Source organism: Pseudomonas sp. LBUM1670 (genome assembly GCF_059695695.1).
Genome location: NZ_CP166783.1, coordinates 4,577,032 through 4,594,361 on the forward strand (window position 1 = coordinate 4,577,032; position 17,330 = coordinate 4,594,361).

Annotated in this window: 19 protein-coding genes; 10 read left to right on the forward strand and 9 right to left on the reverse strand. The window is 57.0% G+C overall.

Going from position 1 to position 17,330, the window contains the following annotated elements:
- The first annotated feature begins 26 nt into the window (after positions 1 to 26).
- Positions 27 to 665 carry an endonuclease III gene (gene nth / locus ACA073_RS20840; protein WP_497399163.1) on the forward strand — a complete coding sequence of 213 codons (639 nt, stop codon included), beginning with the start codon at positions 27 to 29 and terminating at the stop codon, positions 663 to 665.
- 107 nt (positions 666 to 772) lie between these two features.
- Entirely contained in the window at positions 773 to 952 is a 180-nt protein-coding gene (locus ACA073_RS20845; protein WP_462036224.1) for a PA3496 family putative envelope integrity protein, read from the forward strand.
- Between the two features lie 89 nt (positions 953 to 1,041).
- Here the strand turns inward: ACA073_RS20845 and ACA073_RS20850 are convergent, their stop codons facing one another.
- Entirely contained in the window at positions 1,042 to 1,668 is a 627-nt protein-coding gene (locus tag ACA073_RS20850) for a response regulator transcription factor (protein ID WP_084322710.1), read from the reverse strand.
- 485 nt (positions 1,669 to 2,153) lie between these two features.
- On the opposite strand from ACA073_RS20850, the gene ACA073_RS20855 reads away from it, so the two are divergent.
- Positions 2,154 to 2,762 carry a hypothetical protein gene (locus ACA073_RS20855; RefSeq protein ID WP_497399166.1) on the forward strand — a complete coding sequence of 203 codons (609 nt, stop codon included), beginning with the start codon at positions 2,154 to 2,156 and terminating at the stop codon, positions 2,760 to 2,762.
- Positions 2,763 to 2,927: 165 nt separating this feature from the next.
- Here the strand turns inward: ACA073_RS20855 and ACA073_RS20860 are convergent, their stop codons facing one another.
- Both ACA073_RS20860 and ACA073_RS20865 read right to left on the reverse strand, forming a co-directional pair.
- Positions 2,928 to 4,145 carry an argininosuccinate synthase gene (locus tag ACA073_RS20860; RefSeq protein WP_088422930.1) on the reverse strand — a complete coding sequence of 406 codons (1,218 nt, stop codon included), beginning with the start codon at positions 4,143 to 4,145 and terminating at the stop codon, positions 2,928 to 2,930.
- Between the two features lie 129 nt (positions 4,146 to 4,274).
- Positions 4,275 to 5,183 carry a flagellar protein MotY gene (locus tag ACA073_RS20865; protein WP_497399168.1) on the reverse strand — a complete coding sequence of 303 codons (909 nt, stop codon included), beginning with the start codon at positions 5,181 to 5,183 and terminating at the stop codon, positions 4,275 to 4,277.
- A gap of 159 nt (positions 5,184 to 5,342) precedes the next feature.
- Here ACA073_RS20865 and pyrC point away from each other — a divergent pair, with 159 nt between their 5' ends.
- Both pyrC and rnt read left to right on the forward strand, forming a co-directional pair.
- The gene (gene pyrC, locus ACA073_RS20870) at positions 5,343 to 6,389 is read left to right on the forward strand and encodes a dihydroorotase (RefSeq protein ID WP_497399170.1); all 1,047 of its coding nucleotides are present in this window, start codon (positions 5,343 to 5,345) and stop codon (positions 6,387 to 6,389) included.
- Positions 6,386 to 7,063 carry a ribonuclease T gene (gene rnt, locus ACA073_RS20875; RefSeq protein ID WP_007938919.1) on the forward strand — a complete coding sequence of 226 codons (678 nt, stop codon included), beginning with the start codon at positions 6,386 to 6,388 and terminating at the stop codon, positions 7,061 to 7,063. The genes pyrC and rnt overlap by 4 nt, the downstream gene beginning before the upstream one ends.
- A gap of 213 nt (positions 7,064 to 7,276) precedes the next feature.
- On the opposite strand, the gene ACA073_RS20880 is transcribed toward rnt, so the two are convergent.
- Positions 7,277 to 7,879 (reverse strand): peroxiredoxin, encoded by a 603-nt coding sequence (locus ACA073_RS20880; RefSeq protein ID WP_017340570.1) that lies wholly within the window; start codon positions 7,877 to 7,879, stop codon positions 7,277 to 7,279.
- A 315-nt stretch (positions 7,880 to 8,194) separates the two neighbouring features.
- Between ACA073_RS20880 and ACA073_RS20885 the strand changes: the two genes are divergently transcribed.
- Both ACA073_RS20885 and bfr read left to right on the forward strand, forming a co-directional pair.
- Positions 8,195 to 8,413: a bacterioferritin-associated ferredoxin gene (locus ACA073_RS20885; protein ID WP_008032160.1), complete on the forward strand. Its 219-nt coding sequence runs from the start codon at positions 8,195 to 8,197 to the stop codon at positions 8,411 to 8,413.
- 200 nt (positions 8,414 to 8,613) lie between these two features.
- Positions 8,614 to 9,087 (forward strand): bacterioferritin, encoded by a 474-nt coding sequence (bfr, locus tag ACA073_RS20890; RefSeq protein ID WP_008155586.1) that lies wholly within the window; start codon positions 8,614 to 8,616, stop codon positions 9,085 to 9,087.
- A gap of 195 nt (positions 9,088 to 9,282) precedes the next feature.
- Here the strand turns inward: bfr and grxD are convergent, their stop codons facing one another.
- From grxD to plzR, 3 genes are all read right to left on the reverse strand, one after another.
- Positions 9,283 to 9,624 (reverse strand): Grx4 family monothiol glutaredoxin, encoded by a 342-nt coding sequence (grxD, locus tag ACA073_RS20895; protein WP_016773402.1) that lies wholly within the window; start codon positions 9,622 to 9,624, stop codon positions 9,283 to 9,285.
- A 97-nt stretch (positions 9,625 to 9,721) separates the two neighbouring features.
- Entirely contained in the window at positions 9,722 to 11,827 is a 2,106-nt protein-coding gene (locus tag ACA073_RS20900) for a molybdopterin oxidoreductase family protein (protein ID WP_497399173.1), read from the reverse strand.
- 134 nt (positions 11,828 to 11,961) lie between these two features.
- Positions 11,962 to 12,240: a PlzR type 4 pili assembly inhibitor gene (gene plzR, locus ACA073_RS20905; protein WP_497399175.1), complete on the reverse strand. Its 279-nt coding sequence runs from the start codon at positions 12,238 to 12,240 to the stop codon at positions 11,962 to 11,964.
- A gap of 405 nt (positions 12,241 to 12,645) precedes the next feature.
- Here plzR and argF point away from each other — a divergent pair, with 405 nt between their 5' ends.
- Both argF and ACA073_RS20915 read left to right on the forward strand, forming a co-directional pair.
- Positions 12,646 to 13,566 carry an ornithine carbamoyltransferase gene (argF, locus tag ACA073_RS20910; protein WP_497399177.1) on the forward strand — a complete coding sequence of 307 codons (921 nt, stop codon included), beginning with the start codon at positions 12,646 to 12,648 and terminating at the stop codon, positions 13,564 to 13,566.
- Entirely contained in the window at positions 13,563 to 14,672 is a 1,110-nt protein-coding gene (locus ACA073_RS20915) for an ABC transporter ATP-binding protein (RefSeq protein ID WP_497399178.1), read from the forward strand. The genes argF and ACA073_RS20915 overlap by 4 nt, the downstream gene beginning before the upstream one ends.
- A 116-nt stretch (positions 14,673 to 14,788) precedes the next feature.
- Here ACA073_RS20915 and ACA073_RS20920 read toward each other — a convergent pair whose 3' ends face one another.
- Together ACA073_RS20920 and ybaK are read right to left on the reverse strand one after the other, a co-directional pair.
- A complete protein-coding gene (locus ACA073_RS20920) occupies positions 14,789 to 15,571 on the reverse strand; it encodes a PhzF family phenazine biosynthesis protein (protein ID WP_497399180.1) in 783 nt (260 codons plus the stop codon).
- A 15-nt stretch (positions 15,572 to 15,586) separates the two neighbouring features.
- Complete coding sequence (gene ybaK / locus ACA073_RS20925; RefSeq protein ID WP_007971306.1) at positions 15,587 to 16,057, reverse strand: Cys-tRNA(Pro) deacylase; 471 nt, start codon at positions 16,055 to 16,057, stop codon at positions 15,587 to 15,589.
- 368 nt (positions 16,058 to 16,425) lie between these two features.
- Between ybaK and ACA073_RS20930 the strand changes: the two genes are divergently transcribed.
- Positions 16,426 to 17,277: an MIP/aquaporin family protein gene (locus tag ACA073_RS20930; RefSeq protein ID WP_497399182.1), complete on the forward strand. Its 852-nt coding sequence runs from the start codon at positions 16,426 to 16,428 to the stop codon at positions 17,275 to 17,277.
- Positions 17,278 to 17,330 lie beyond the last annotated feature (53 nt).

Genomic DNA, 17,330 nt, shown 5'->3' on the forward strand with positions numbered 1-17,330 from the left:
CCGCTTTTCGAGGAAACGCACTGCCCATGAATGCTGCAAAACGTCTGGAAATTTTCCGCAGGCTGCATGAAGACAACCCGGAACCGAAGACCGAACTGGCCTACTCCTCGCCCTTCGAATTGCTGATCTCCGTAATTCTCTCAGCGCAATCGACCGATGTCGGCGTAAACAAGGCCACTGCCAGGCTCTATCCGGTGGCGAATACGCCGGCCTCCATCTATGCCTTGGGTGTCGAAGGATTATCGGAGTACATCAAGACCATCGGCTTGTTCAACAGCAAGGCAAAAAACGTAATCGAGACCTGTCGCTTGCTGGTGGAACGCCATGGAGGCGAAGTACCACAGACCCGCGAGGAGCTGGAAGCGCTACCCGGCGTTGGCCGTAAAACCGCCAACGTGGTGCTCAACACAGCCTTCCGCCAACTGACGATGGCCGTGGATACCCACATTTTTCGGGTCAGTAATCGTACCGGCATTGCGCCGGGTAAAAACGTGGTCGAGGTCGAGAAAAAACTGATGAAGTTTGTGCCCAGGGAATACCTGCTCGATTCCCACCACTGGCTGATTCTTCACGGACGTTACGTCTGCCTGGCCCGCAAGCCCCGCTGCGGCAGTTGCCGGATCGAAGACCTGTGCGAATACAAACACAAGACTTCGGACGATTGAGGCACTATTAGGTTTTTTGATTTATCGATTGAAAAAATCTTTTTTACCCGCAGAGCGATTGTCGCTATAAGGGGCGCCAAAGGCAGTCTTCGCCTGGAGTTAACCTTATGAGCACTGGCAAAGAGCAATTGGACGTAGAAGACGACTTCACACCCGTTGAGGCCGATGACGCGGAACCGGTGGTTGAAGTGGCAAAAACCAACCTGAACAAACGCCGCACGATCGACAACCTGCTGGAGGAGCGCCGACTGCAAAAACAGTTGGCCGATTACGATTTTGACCTATGACACCTGAAAGCCTCCCGAAACGGAGGCTTTTTTTAAGTGCGAAACCTCGAAAACGCCCATTTACCAAGCCCCGTGAAGCGCGGGTGCAGTCACACCAGCCCATTGCGTTGAGCCAGCTCGATCAAATCCACCAGGGATCGCGCATTGAGTTTCAATAACAGGCGAGTCTTGTAAGTACTGACGGTTTTATTGCTGAGGAACATTCCATCGGCAATTTCCTTATTGGTCTTGCCTCGGGCCAACTGTTGCAAAACCATCATTTCTCGCCCCGACAGACGATCCACCATATCGGCTTCACTGGCGTTCCCCAGACTGGAACGCACTGTATGAAGGGCTTGATTGGGAAAATAACTATAGCCTGACAATACAGCCTTTATTGCACTGAGCAACTCAGTGAGATCCTGTTGCTTGCAAACATATCCGGCAGCACCAGACTGCATGCAACGCATCGAAAAATGTCCAGGCGCCTGAGAAGTCAATATCAGCACTTTCATGGGCATTGCTGCCGAGACGAGGCGCGCAATGACTTCCAGTCCATCCAGCTTCGGTATTCCTATATCCAGAATGACAATATCCGGCATATGTTCACGAGCCAGTTGTAATGCATCCACGCCATTATCTGTTTCTGCAATGACTTCGTAGCCATGACGTTCCATCAGCATACGTACCGCAAGACGAATGACGGGGTGATCATCCACGATCAGCACTTTATTCATGGGCAAGTCCAATTTTCGCTGTTCGAATTTTTAGAGCCCGCACAATAGCCTAGTCGTTTCACCCATGGCATGCCGCCCCCCCCGGCCACCTGCACCGAGAGACATTCCCTACAAACAACGCGGAATATTCTTACAAGAAATCTTCGAGATCAGCCCGTTGAAAACTTTATTTACTTTATGACATCCCACTCATCAACAATTTTTTGTATCAATTTACAAAAAGAAAACCAAAACAATAAATTGATAACTGTGACCCGACGTGAGCCTACAGTTGAGCTACCCTTCACGAAAAGCGGAACTTCAGGGCTCGCACGACTCCTTGAAAACAATACACACAAAACCTTACAGCAAAAGGACCCCAACAATCCAACCAGCATAAAACAGATATAGGCTAACTATAAATCAACAGCTAACATCAATACTGCACAACCAAACCATTACCCATTAACCAAATGAGAAAAGATAAACTTATATGAGTACAAAACATGATCAAACTAAAACAACGAATCACCAACCCCATGACAGTCATCGCAATATTCGCAACACTGTCTGAAGCATCGGCAGCGGTTTCTCTGCCGTTCCTCGACAACAAGGAGCGCGAGATCTATATCTGGTTTTTGATCAGCTTTCCTTTTTATTTGCTTCTCCTGTTCTTCGCCACTCTCAACTTCAACTATCGATCGCTCTATGCACCGTCCGATTTTGAGAAAGGAAAGCATTTCATAAAAGTCATGGACAATGCCGAGCGTCCGGATGTTGCTCAAGGCATGCATGGCGAGAACGGCGTACGGGAAAACCTCTCGGTCCAGCACCACATCGAGTTGCCCGAGCGACTGAAGGATTTGCACATCATTGATGCGCGATGGATGAACAGAAAAATGGAGTTCCGCGAGCTACTGGAAAGGATTCGGTTACCCAAGGGAGATTCGACGCAAGTCGTCGTGTTTCTCACCAGTGCCGAATCAGAGAATTTACTGAAAGAAAGCGCGCTCAAATTTTTCAGACACGTAAAGAAACGCAGCGGCGCACCGTTTTGCATTGCTTACAATGTGAGCTCACACGACGTGACGGTCGTCGATCAACTCGCCAACTGATTCACAACGGTCAGTAGCTTTTCAGGATCAAGGGAGGGAAGCAGGCGGGAATGGCGTTACAAAAACAAGAAAGATGAATCGCAATGTCAGAAAGAAAACCCCTATTTTCAAATTTGTGGCCCTGTCGAAAACAAGGCCACAAATTCCATCAAGGCGCTAGAAACCTCAGAAAAGCTTCCGACCCTTGTTCGCCGCGATACGCATGCGCAGGGCGTTCAGCTTGATGAAGCCGGCCGCATCCGCCTGGTTGTAGGCGCCGCCGTCTTCTTCAAATGTCGCGATGTTGGCGTCGAACAACGACTCGTCGGACTTGCGGCCAGTGACGATCACGTTGCCCTTGTACAGTTTCAGGCGCACAACGCCGTTCACGTGAGCCTGGGAAGCATCGATCATCTGTTGCAGCATCAGACGCTCAGGGCTCCACCAGTAACCGGTGTAGATCAGGCTGGCGTATTTAGGCATCAACTCGTCTTTGAGGTGAGCCACTTCGCGGTCCAGGGTGATCGACTCGATCGCACGGTGAGCGCGCAGCATGATGGTGCCGCCAGGGGTTTCGTAGCAACCACGGGACTTCATGCCCACATAACGGTTCTCGACGATGTCGAGGCGGCCGATACCGTGTTCGCCACCGATACGGTTCAGGGTCGCCAGCACGGTGGCCGGGGTCATTTCGACGCCGTCCAGCGCAACGATGTCGCCGTTGCGGTAGGTCAGTTCCAGGTACTGGGCCTTGTCAGGAGCGTTCTCCGGGGAGACGGTCCATTTCCACATGTCTTCTTCGTGCTCGGTCCAGGTGTCTTCCAGCACGCCGCCTTCATAGGAGATGTGCAGCAGGTTGGCATCCATCGAGTACGGGGATTTTTTCTTGCCGTGACGCTCGATCGGGATGTTGTGCTTTTCAGCGTAATCCATCAGCTTTTCACGGGACAGCAGGTCCCATTCGCGCCACGGCGCAATCACTTTTACACCTGGCTTCAGGGCGTAGGCACCCAGTTCAAAACGAACCTGGTCGTTGCCTTTGCCGGTGGCGCCGTGGGAAATGGCGTCAGCGCCGGTTTCGTTGGCGATTTCGATCAGGCGCTTGGCGATCAACGGACGAGCGATGGAAGTACCCAGCAGGTACTCGCCTTCGTAAACGGTGTTGGCGCGGAACATCGGGAAAACGAAATCGCGTACGAATTCTTCGCGCAGATCGTCGATGTAGATCTCTTTCACGCCCATGGCCTGAGCCTTGGCGCGTGCAGGTTCGACCTCTTCGCCCTGACCCAGGTCAGCGGTGAAGGTCACGACTTCACAGTTATAAGTATCCTGCAGCCACTTGAGGATCACCGAAGTGTCCAGGCCGCCGGAATACGCCAGAACGACCTTGTTTACGTCCGCCATGCCATCACTCCACGGGGTTCTACGGAAAGCCGTCAAGTCTACCGGGCATGCAGGATAATTTACAGAGGCGCGACAGCTTATGACGACGAAGCGACAGATTATGTCGAGGCAGCGACGATGACCGCTTGGTCAGGAAGTCTTCGCGGCACTCGCCGACGCTGTTATCTGGGGTGCCGGCTGCTCGGTGGGCGCGACCCGGGCGAGGTGCACGTTGACCCGACGGTTCTTCGCCCGATTGGCCGCATTGGTGTTGGGAGCCATCGGATAACGCTCGCCGTGAAAGCGCACGGTAATCTGCGATTCCTGAAAACCGTTGGCCTTGAAGAACTCCATGACCGCCAGAGCCCGACGCCGCGACAGGTCTCGATTGGTCAGGCGGTTGCCACTGTTGTCGGAGTGGCCGTCGAGTTCGATGTGATTGACCGTCGGATCGGCCTTCATGAACTCCAGCATCACCTGCAGCTGAGCCTTGGCCTGCGCGTCGAGATCCAGGCCGTCGCCGGGAAAGCCGATCTGCGTTTGTTTGACCTGCTCGAAATTCTTCGGCAGCAGTTTCGCCACACAGCCCTGATAATCGTTAAACGCCTTGCTGAACTTGACCGGCAACAGGCGCACTTCCGACACCCGGCCATCGCCCGAATAATGTCGGACGACCGGGCTGCGCCCATCCATCAGACCACTGATCAAGCGCCCGGCCTGAACCTGCGAGCTGTTGAACAGCACATTGCCGCTGCCGATCTGCACGGAACCGAGATTGATGTCGCCACGCCCCGGCTGCCAGGGTGCAGCGGCCGCCAGCAAGGTCGCCGAGCCGCCGCCGACCATCGAGTTGTAGGCTTTCAGACGAAACGTCGCCTGCTCGCCGGCGCGACGCACGAACTCACCCGAACCGAAATCGGTGATCGGTTGAGTCAGGCGGCACTCGAACTTGTCCCCTTCGACCGTCCACTCGATGCTCTCCAGACGGGTCTGGAAAGTGAGCGCCATCGCGGGAAGGCTGGCAAACACACTGAGCAAGGCTAAATAACGCTGGCGCACGGGAGGCTCCACTGGCTTCTACAACAAAAAGACCGACACACACATGTTTACGGCATACCTGTTGGATATCGGAAGCTTCCAGCAAAACTTGATAGCGAGTGCCTGAGAGAGTCTTTTCCGGTAGCATTCCCCTCAGTTTGACCCGCCTGGAATCCCCTCATGTCCGACCGCCTGACCCTGCTGCGTCCCGACGACTGGCACATTCATCTTCGCGATGGTGCCGTGTTGACCAATACCGTTGCGGATGTCGCGCGCACCTTTGGTCGCGCCATCATCATGCCCAACCTGGTACCTCCGGTGCGTAACGCCGCTGAAGCCGACGGCTATCGCCAGCGGATTCTCGCTGCACGTCCGGCCGGCAGCCGTTTCGAACCGTTGATGGTGCTTTACCTGACCGACCGCACCCAGCCCGAAGAAATTCGTGAGGCCAAGGCCAGCGGCTTCATTCACGCCGCCAAGTTGTACCCGGCCGGTGCGACCACCAACTCGGACTCTGGCGTCACCAGCATCGACAAGATCTTCCCTGCACTCGAGGCCATGGCCGAAGTCGGGATGCCTTTGTTGGTTCACGGTGAAGTCACCCGTGGCGATGTCGACGTGTTCGACCGCGAAAAACTCTTCATCGATGAGCACATGCGTCGTGTGGTCGAGCGTTTCCCGACGCTCAAAGTGGTGTTCGAACACATCACCACCGCGGACGCCGTGCAGTTCGTCAACGAGGCTTCGGCCAACGTTGGCGCGACCATCACTGCGCATCACTTGCTGTACAACCGCAACCACATGCTGGTTGGCGGGATTCGGCCGCACTTCTATTGCCTGCCGATTCTCAAGCGCAATACGCACCAGGAAGCCTTGCTCGACGCCGCCACCAGCGGCAGCGAGAAGTTCTTCCTCGGCACCGACTCGGCGCCGCACGCCCAGCACGCCAAGGAAGCCGCTTGCGGTTGCGCCGGTTGCTACACCGCTTATGCGGCGATCGAGATGTACGCCGAAGCGTTCGAACAGCGCAATGCGCTGGACAAGCTCGAAGCCTTCGCCAGCCTTAACGGCCCGCGCTTCTATGGCCTGCCGGTGAACACCGATCGCATCACCCTGGTCCGCGAAGAGTGGACCGCCCCAACCAGCCTGCCATTTGGCGAGCTGACCGTTATCCCGCTGCGCGCCGGTGAAAAACTGCGCTGGCGCCTGCTGGAGGAACACGCGTGAGTGAAGACCATTTCGACGACGAACAGGACGGTCAAGGCGGCGGAGGTGGTCCACGCCACCCGATGGCAGCTCGATTCCGTGGATACCTGCCAGTCGTTGTCGACGTTGAAACCGGTGGTTTCAACTCTGCCACTGACGCCTTGCTGGAAATAGCCGCTACCACCATCGCCATGGATGAGAAGGGTTTTGTATACCCTGATCACACCTACTTCTTCCGCGTCGAGCCTTTTGAAGGCGCGAACATCGAAGCGGCTGCGCTGGAGTTCACCGGAATCAAACTCGATCACCCGCTGCGCATGGCGGTGAGTGAAGAAGCGGCGCTGACCGATATCTTCCGTGGCATCCGCAAGGCGTTGAAAGCCAACGGCTGCAAGCGGGCGATTCTGGTCGGGCACAACAGCAGTTTCGATCTGGGCTTCCTGAACGCGGCAGTTGCGCGCCTGGACATGAAGCGCAACCCGTTCCATCCGTTCTCCAGCTTCGACACGGCAACCCTCGCCGGTCTGGCCTACGGTCAAACCGTGCTGGCGAAAGCCTGTCAGGCCGCCGACATCGACTTCGACGGTCGCGAGGCCCACTCGGCTCGCTACGACACCGAGAAGACGGCAGAGCTGTTCTGCGGCATCGTCAATCGCTGGAAGCAGATGGGCGGCTGGGAAGACTATAACGATTGATTGCGGTCGCGGATGCGATTCGATTACGGGATTGCGCTTGTTGTAGGAGCGAGCTTGCTCGCGATGGTCGTCAACGATAACGCTGGCGGCCTGACACTGCGTAGCGCTCTCAGGTTCATCGCGAGCAAGCTCGCTCCTACAAGGGACCTGCGTTTATCCCGCCCATAAAAAAACCGGCCTCAACGGCCGGTTTTTTTATGCCTCGAACGCGCCTTACAGGGCAGCAGCGTTCTCGGTCAGGTAAGCCGCGACGCCTTCGGTCGAAGCGGTCATGCCTTTGTCGCCTTTTTTCCAGTTGGCAGGGCAGACTTCGCCGTGCTCTTCGTGGAATTGCAGAGCGTCGACCAGACGGATCAGCTCTTCCATGTTACGGCCCAGCGGCAGGTCGTTGATGATCTGCGAACGGACAACGCCTTTGTCGTCGATCAGGAACGCGCCACGGAAAGCCACGCCGCCTTCGGACTCAACGTCGTAGGCCTTGGCGATTTCGTGCTTCATGTCGGCAGCCATGGTGTAGCGAACCTGGCCGATACCGCCATTGTTCACCGGGGTGTTGCGCCATGCGTTGTGAGTGAAGTGCGAGTCGATCGAAACGGCGATCACTTCAACGTTGCGTGCCTTGAAGTCGGACATGCGGTTGTCCAGAGCGATCAGCTCGGATGGGCAAACGAAAGTGAAGTCCAGTGGGTAGAAGAACACCAGGCCGTATTTGCCTTTGATGGCCGACGACAGGGTGAAGCTGTCGACGATTTCGCCATTGCCGAGTACGGCGGGTACGGTGAAGTCAGGGGCTTGCTTGCCTACGAGTACGCTCATTGAATATCTCCTGGTGTAAAAACGTGAAGTTCCGGGTTTGCGCCAGCCTGCCACTCTCAGGCGACAGCCCTGTGACACCCACCCGCTTCATAAGGACCGGCCATCATACACTGCGTTTTTGAGCTGTCCTCAACGGTTTTTTCGCCAACACCTGAAATTGCCGTCGTCGTGATTACTGGCAGATTGCCCCGAAGAAAACCGTTCGTCAGTCACGCCGCCTTATAACGCAAAGCTTTCAGAAACCACTTTGACAATCATTCTCGTTAACATTAAGATCCATCGCAATTGAGTCACAACCAGCGACGGTTTTCACTTATGTATGTCTGCCTCTGCACTGGCGTCACCGACGGACAAATCCGCGAAGCAATCTATGAAGGATGCTGCAGTTACAAGGAAGTGCGTCAGGCTACCGGCGTAGCCAGCCAATGCGGCAAATGTGCCTGCCTTGCCAAGGAAGTGGTGCGTGAAACCCTGACCAAATTGCAAACAGCCCAGGCTGCAATTCCTTTCCCTGTAGAATTTACTGCCGCGTAAGTATCCCATTTCAAAGAACCGGACTTCATGTCCGGTTTTTTTATGCCTGAAAATCAATTGGTTACGCTCTAGACGCGGAACACAAACATTCTTATTCCGATTAATTTTCATTTAAGTTTCAATAACTTAGGTTTGACACTCTTAGTTGTGCGGCTCAAACTCTGGTTTATAGACAGCTATTACAGGGCAGGCCCCCCATCATGAAAGGCGACGTTACAGTCATCCAGCATCTCAACAAGATCCTTGCCAATGAGCTGGTCGCGATCAATCAATATTTTCTGCATGCGCGCATGTATGAAGATTGGGGCCTGAACAAGCTCGGCAAGCACGAATACCACGAGTCCATCGACGAGATGAAACACGCGGACAAGCTGATCAAGCGCATCCTGTTCCTGGAAGGCCTGCCGAACGTGCAAGACCTGGGTAAGCTGCAGATCGGCGAACACACCCAGGAAATGCTCGAGTGTGACCTGCGTATCGAACGTACCGGCCACGCCGACCTGAAAGTCGCGATTGCTCATTGCGAGACTGTTGGCGATTTCGGTAGCCGTGAACTGCTCGAAGACATTCTAGAATCCGAAGAAGAACATATCGACTGGCTGGAAACCCAACTGGGCCTGATCGATAAAGTCGGTCTTGAGAACTATCTGCAATCGCAGATGGGCGAAGAATAATTAGCGCCCGCTAAACTCGAGACAATAAAAAGCCCCGCGCTCTTTTCAAGAGGCGGGGCTTTTTTATGCCCGGTTTCAGGTTCACCCTGAAACAAATGTGGGAGCGGGCTTGCTCGCGAAAGCGGTAGGTCAGTCAACGTATCTGTTGAAAGTTGTACCGCTTTCGCGAGCAAGCCCGCTCCCACACAAGGCGGATCAGGCTTCGGACTTGTTGGCAGCAGCCGCTTCAACAGCCGCTTTGATGGTGCTTTGCAGCGAACCGTCTGCAGCCATTTCGGTCATGATGTCGCTACCGCCGACCAGCTCACCACCGACCCACAGTTGCGGGAAAGTTGGCCAGTTGGCGTATTTTGGCAGGTTGGCGCGGATTTCCGGGTTCTGCAGGATGTCCACGTACGCAAACTTTTCACCACATGCCATCACGGCCTGCGCGGCTTTCGCGGAGAAGCCACACTGCGGGGCATTTGGCGAGCCTTTCATGTAAAGCAGAATGGTGTTGTTAGCAATCTGCTCTTTAATCGTTTCGATGATATCCATGGAGCACCTCGGCTGAACTTTCCGACTCAAGGGTCGGCACGGTGGCGCATTGTAACGGAAACCCGAGCGCCATGCTCGGTCTCCCCGACAGACTCAGTCACGCTGCCGCCACGGTCACCGGCACACCGTTCAACGCCGCATTCCCCGACAACTCATCGAGCTGACACTCGTCGGTCAGGTCATTGGCGCTGGAACCCGGCTGGCCGCTGGCAATCGTCATCTGCACGCCGGGCCTCGCATGACCCCAGCCGTGCGGCAGGCTGACCACGCCTTTCATCATATCCAGACTGCCCTGCACTTCCACTTCGATCATGCCGACCCGGGAACTGACCCGCACCCGCTGCCCATCGCTGAGCCCGCGGCTAGCCAGGTCGTCCGGATGCATCAGCAATTGATGACGCGGCTTGCCCTTCACCAGTCGGTGATAGTTGTGCATCCACGAGTTATTGCTGCGCACGTGACGACGGCCAATCATCAGCAGCTCATCGGCGGCCGGCGCCTGCAGCGCGGCGAAGCGAGCCAGGTCGGCAAGAATGGCCGCGGGGGCAGCCTGGACGCGTTGGTCAGCGGTTTTAAGGCGCGGAGCAAGGTTGGGTTTCAGCGCACCAAGATCAACACCATGTGGATGATCGAACAACGTCGCCAGCGACAACTGGTGCTCCGAGGCATCGCCATACGAGCCCATCCGCAAACCACGATCAATCATCTGTGCGGGTGGAATCGTCGGTTTCAGCTCTTTGCCGGTCTTCGCGGCAAAGGCCTTGGCCAGCCCGACGAAAATTTCCCAGTCGTGCAGCGCGCCTTCCGGTTTGGCCAGGATCGCGCGGTTGAACCGGGTGACGTTACGCACCGCGAACATGTTGAAGGTGGTGTCGTAATGATCGTTTTCCAGGGCCGATGTCGAGGGCAGAATCAGATCGGCATAGCGCGTGGTTTCGTTGATGTACAGGTCGACACTGACCATGAACTCCAACCCGTCCAGCGCCTGTTCGAGTTGTCGGCCATTGGGCGTCGACAGCACCGGATTGCCCGCCACGGTGATCAGTGCGCGGACCTGCCCTTCCCCTTCGGTGAGCATCTCTTCGGCCAACGCCGACACCGGCAACTCGCCGCCGTATTCCGGACGCCCGGACACGCGGCTCTGCCACAGGTTGAAATGCCCGCCCGAGGTAGACGCCACCAGGTCCACCGCCGGTTCGGTGCATAACGCGCCGCCCACACGGTCGAGGTTGCCGGTGACCAGGTTGATCAGTTGCACCACCCAATGGCACAACGTACCGAACACCTGGGTCGAGACACCCATGCGGCCGTAGCAGACCGCTGTCGGTGCCGCCGCGAAGTCCCGGGCCAGTTGGCGAATCTGCCCGGCTGGCACGGCGCACAGCGGGCTCATGACCTCGGCAGTGAAACTCGCGACCGCCTCGCGCACCTCATCCAGACCGTCCACCGGCAGATGGCTGTCGCGGGTCAGGCCTTCGGCGAACAAGGTATTGAGCAGCCCGAACAACAGCGCCGCATCGCCACCAGGACGCACGAACAGATGCTGATCGGCCATCGCCGCCGTTTCGCTGCGGCGCGGGTCGACCACCACCACTTTGCCGCCCCGGGCCTGAATCGCCTTCAGGCGCTTTTCCACATCCGGCACGGTCATGATGCTGCCGTTGGAGGCCAGCGGATTGCCACCGAGAATCAGCATGAAATCGGTGTGATCGATGTCCGGGATCGGCAACAACAAACCGTGGCCGTACATCAAATGGCTGGTCAGGTGATGGGGTAACTGATCGACCGACGTCGCGGAAAAGCGGTTGCGGGTTTTCAGCAGGCCGAGGAAGTAATTGCTGTGGGTCATCAGCCCGTAGTTGTGCACGCTGGGGTTGCCTTGATAAACCGCCACCGCGTTCTGCCCGTGCCGCGCCTGAATCCCGGCCAGACGTTCGGCGACCAGGTTGAAGGCGTCGTCCCATTCGATAGGCTGCCATTCGCTGCCGACCCGCAGCATCGGTTGATGCAGGCGGTCCGGATCGTTTTGTATGTCTTGCAGGGCGACAGCCTTGGGGCAGATGTGCCCGCGACTGAACGTATCCTGGGCGTCGCCCTTGATCGAGGTGATCTGCACGTTGCCATCGGTCTCGGTGGTCTCGATGGTCAGGCCGCAGATGGCTTCACACAGGTGGCAGGCACGGTGATGGAGAGTCTTGGTCATGGCCAGTCTCTGTTTTGTTCTGTGCGGGCAATATCGGCCGCGGGATCAAAACTATGGCCCGTGCCCCGCCGCTGCGCCAGCGACGTTCGTCTTGTGAATCGGCGACCATCAGGCCAGCCGATGGGCGCCCGGGATCAGTTTGGCGGCGCCTGCAACTGGATCTCCTCAATGGTTTCGATCTGCTCGTGGCCGACATGCACGCCGGTGAGCTCGCCGATCAGTCGCCAGTGCTCGTCGAGCCCTGCGCTGACGGTAGCCATGCGATCGATCATTCGCCGGCCAGCGGCCTTGGTGATCTCGTCGTTGCTTCGCATAAGCTCGAAGGACATCGAGGTCATGGAAGCCGTGAGATGCGTCAATGAGCGGGCCGTGAGGCCGAGCAGTTCCATGAGTTGCTGTTCTTTCGATTCCATTCCGAAGGCTTCCTGCGTCGTTCGTGACTTAGTTATAACCCAGCACATTGCATTAGCAAGTGTTTCAGTTGAGGCACATTGCCATCAGCGACTTCGAATAACGGATCAGAAACCGACCGCAGCAGCGCCATCCCCGCCCCGCTTGATTGCAAAGCCCCGCGAGCCCAGTGTACAAATGACGGGCTGCTGTCAGGAAACCGGCTTCATACGCGCTACTGCAATCACCCCGTAGCCCTTCTGAAATCCCCTAAACACCGTAGCCTATTGGAAAAACGCGACATTTAATGTCAAGATCGCGCCTTCCCTATTTCGTCGCCCCGTGCGGCTTACGCCGCAGGTCTCGCCCGTTTTTCAATTAAACAAGGCTTTGAGTATCTGCGGTCTGTTGCAAAAAGGTAGTCAATGATGAGCGCAAGGCACTTTCTCTCCCTGATGGATTGCACGCCCGAAGAGCTGGTCAGCGTGATCCGTCGAGGCGTTGAGCTCAAAGACCTGCGTAACCGCGGCGTACTGTTCGAGCCTCTGAAAAACCGCGTGCTCGGGATGATTTTCGAGAAGTCCTCGACCCGCACCCGTATCTCGTTCGAGGCCGGCATGATCCAGCTCGGAGGCCAGGCGATCTTCCTCTCGCCGCGCGACACGCAACTGGGCCGTGGCGAGCCGATCGGCGACTGCGCGATCGTCATGTCGAGCATGCTCGACGCGGTGATGATCCGTACCTTTGCCCAAAGCACCCTGACCGAATTCGCCGCCAACTCCCGCGTGCCGGTGATCAACGGCCTGTCCGATGACCTGCACCCGTGTCAGTTGCTGGCCGACATGCAAACCTTCCTCGAACATCGCGGCTCGATCCAGGGCAAAACCGTGGCCTGGATCGGCGATGGCAACAACATGTGCAACAGCTATATAGAAGCGGCGATCCAGTTCGACTTCCAGCTGCGCATCGCTTGCCCCGAAGGCTATGAACCCAACCCTGAATTCGTGGCCAAGGCCGGTGATCGGGTGACCATCGTCCGCGATCCGAAGGATGCCGTGCGCGGCGCGCATCTGGTGAGCACCGACGTCTGGACCTCCATGGGCCAGGAAGAAGAAACCGCCAAGCGCCTGAAGCTGTTCTCGCCCTTCCAGGTCAATCGCGCGCTGCTGGATCTGGCCGCCGAGGACGTGCTGTTCATGCATTGCCTGCCCGCCCACCGTGGCGAGGAAATCAGCCTCGACCTGCTCGATGACCCGCGCTCCGTCGCCTGGGATCAAGCGGAAAATCGTCTTCACGCACAAAAGGCCCTGCTCGAGTTTCTCGTCCCGCCTTCGTATCACCACGCATGAGTCAGCCACTCCTGCTAAACCTGCGCAACCTCGCTTGCGGCTATCAAGACCAGCGCGTTGTGCAGAACCTGAACCTGCATTTGAATGCCGGCGACATCGGTTGCCTGCTTGGCTCTTCAGGCTGCGGCAAAACCACGACCCTGCGGGCGATTGCCGGTTTTGAACCGGTGCACGAAGGTGAAATCACCCTGGCGGGCGAAACGATCTCCAGCGCCGGTTTCACCCTCGCCCCGGAGAAACGCCGGATCGGCATGGTGTTCCAGGATTACGCGTTGTTTCCGCATTTGAGCGTGGCCGAGAACATCGCGTTCGGGATTCGCAAGCACCCGCAAAAAGACCGCGTTACCGAAGAACTGCTGGAACTCGTCAACCTGAAAAACCTCGGAAAACGCTTTCCGCACGAGCTTTCCGGTGGTCAGCAACAGCGTGTCGCATTGGCCCGCGCCCTCGCACCGGAACCGCAATTGCTGCTGCTGGATGAACCGTTTTCCAACCTCGACGGCGAACTGCGGCGCAAGCTCAGCCACGAAGTGCGCGACATCCTCAAGGCCCGTGGCACCAGCGCGATTCTGGTGACCCACGACCAGGAAGAAGCCTTTGCGGTCAGCGATCATGTGGGGGTTTTCAAGGAAGGTCGCCTGGAACAGTGGGACACGCCCTACAACCTGTATCACGAACCGCTGACGCCGTATGTGGCCAGTTTCATTGGCCAGGGTTACTTCATTCGCGGTCAGTTGAGCAGCCCGGAATCGGTGCAGACCGAGCTGGGTCAATTGCGCGGCAATCGTGCTTACACCTGGCCGGTTGGCGGTGCCGTGGACGTATTGTTGCGCCCGGACGATATCGTTTATGCACCGGACAGCGATTTGAAGGCGCGGATTGTCGGTAAATCCTTCCAGGGTGCGTCGACGCTGTATCGCTTGCAGTTGCCCACCGGGGCGCAGCTGGAATCGATTTTCCCGAGCCACGCTGATCATCTGGTCGGTGCAGAGGTTGGCATTCGGGTTGCCGCTGAACATTTGGTCTTGTTCCAGGCATCCGGCAGCACTGCCGCACAGATTCCGGCGGTTGACTCCGGTGTCCGGCGGTACAGCGCCGCTAACTGACAAACACGAACCCAATGTGGGAGCGGGCTTGCTCGCGAAGGCGTAGTTTCAGTCGACATCATCATTGACTGACACACCGCTTTCGCGAGCAAGCCCGCTCCCACATTAGGTTTTCGTTAACCCAGCATCAGCGTTCCGCTCGCAACGAGCGTCGCATTCCCGCCAATCTTCACCCGATCCCCTTCCAGCCGGCAGAACAACTCCCCGCCGCGTTTCGAACACTGATACGCCGTCAGCCTCGACTTTCCCAAACGTTTCGACCAGTACGGAATCAGGCTGCAATGGGTCGATCCGGTCACCGGATCTTCATTGATACCAATCGCCGGCGCGAAGTACCGCGACACAAAATCATGCTTGCTGCCCTTGGCGGTAACGATAGCGCCGGGCCACGGCAGTTTGGCCAAGGCAACCATGTCGGGCTGGCAATCGAGCACGGCCTGCTCCGACTCCAGCACTACGAACAATTCATTCGAACCCAGCACATCGACCACTTCGACACCCAAGGCGCGTTCGACATCCAGTGTCACGCCCACTTCAGACGGTACGATTGCCGGGAAATCCAGCCATAGCCGCTCACCTTCGCGACTCACGCTCAACGGGCCGGATTTGCAGATGAAATCCAGTCGCTCGGCGGGCTCTTTATAGATTTCAAACAAGACATAAGCGCTGGCCAGAGTGGCGTGCCCACATAAAGGCACCTCGGTGGTCGTCGTAAACCAGCGGATGTGCCAGCCCTGCCCTTCACGCACCACAAAAGCGGTTTCGGCAAGGTTGTGCTCGGCGGCAATCTTCTGCATCAACTCATCGGCGAGCCAGGCATCGAGGCGATAGACCATCGCCGGGTTGCCACTGAAGGGCCGATCACTGAACGCATCGACCTGATGAAATTCGAGCTGCATAACCTTCTCCCTGATTCAGGCGCGGCCGATATCGGCGAACTTGGCCTGGGTGTGTTCGGCCAGTACAGCGGGAGCCAGTTCCACTTCGAGACCCCGTCGACCGGCACTGACAAAAATGCTGGCGAAGGGCTGAGCCGAATTGTCGATAAAAGTGCGCAGGCGCTTTTTCTGCCCCAGCGGGCTGATGCCACCCAATAGATAACCCGTCGAACGTTGCGCGGCCGCCGGGTCGGCCATTTCAACTTTCTTCACGCCGGCCGCATGGGCCAGGCCCTTCAAGTCCAGACTTCCGACGACCGGCACCACAGCCACCAGCAGTTCCCCTTTCTCGCTGGCCGCCAGCAACGTCTTGAACACCTGCGCCGGGTCCAGACCCAATTTTTCCGCGGCTTCCAGCCCATAGGACGCTGCCTTCGGATCATGTTCGTAACTGTGCACGCGATGTTCGGCACGAACTTTTTTCAACAAATCCAATGCGGGGGTCATGACAGCTCCAGACTGGGCGGCAGAGAAAAATACTGCACTCGATTCTAGGTCATTGACTGCCAAAAGGCTCTATCCCGCCCACGTTTCCACCGCTCTGTGCGGGTCATTACCGTTCGTCTGAGTTCGCCTCGCGGGCAAAACAAAACGATCATTCATGTGACTAATAGTTTCAATGTGACTGTTAGTTCACTTTCGACCTTTGACAGCAGTGTTTCTTGTCTATATTTTTTCGAATCTGAATACCGTACCAAGGTGACAACGCAGCACCCGGCAGCAAGCCAGGAACAGGATGGGGATCCTGCCCTGGTGAAAATCGCGCTTTGGCCATGACGAAAAAAGCGCCAGACAACAAAAACAAAGAGGTTTCAATGACAACTGCTTTACAACAACCGTCGCTCTCCAGCCAATGCATGGCCGAGTTTCTGGGTACTGCACTGCTGATCTTTTTTGGCACCGGTTGCGTAGCTGCGCTCAAGGTCGCGGGGGCCAGCTTTGGCTTGTGGGAGATCAGCATCATCTGGGGCGTCGGCGTGAGCATGGCGATCTACTTGACCGCCGGGGTTTCCGGGGCTCATCTCAACCCTGCCGTCAGCATCGCCCTGAGCATTTTCGCCGACTTCGAGAAGCGCAAACTGCCGTTCTACATCCTTGCCCAAGTGGCTGGCGCGTTCTGCGGCGCCTTGTTGGTTTATACGCTGTACAGCAACCTCTTCTTCGATTACGAACAAACTCACCATATGGTTCGTGGCACTCAAGCCAGCCTCGAACTGGCGTCGGTGTTCTCCACGTTCCCCAATCCGGTCTTGTCCACCGCCCAGGCTTTCCTGGTTGAAGTGATCATCACCGCGATCCTGATGAGCGTGATCATGTCCCTGACCGACGACAACAACGGTTTGCCGAACGGGCCAATGGCGCCGTTGCTGATCGGCCTGTTGATCGCGGTGATTGGCAGCTCGATGGGTCCGCTGACCGGCTTTGCGATGAACCCGGCGCGGGACTTCGGACCGAAACTGATGACTTTCTTCGCCGGCTGGGGTGAAATTTCCCTCACTGGCGGGCGCGATATCCCGTACTTCCTGATTCCGGTTTTTGCACCGATTGTCGGTGCCTGCCTCGGTGCTGCAGCGTATCGCGGGCTGATTGCCCGCCATCTGCCCAGCGCCATACCTGCTACAAAGGACGCAACACCGGCCATTGACGGCAAACCAAGAACTTCTTGATACCGTAGGCGCGTGATCCTGCCCATTTGATCCCGCGCCTGACCTCACTCCCT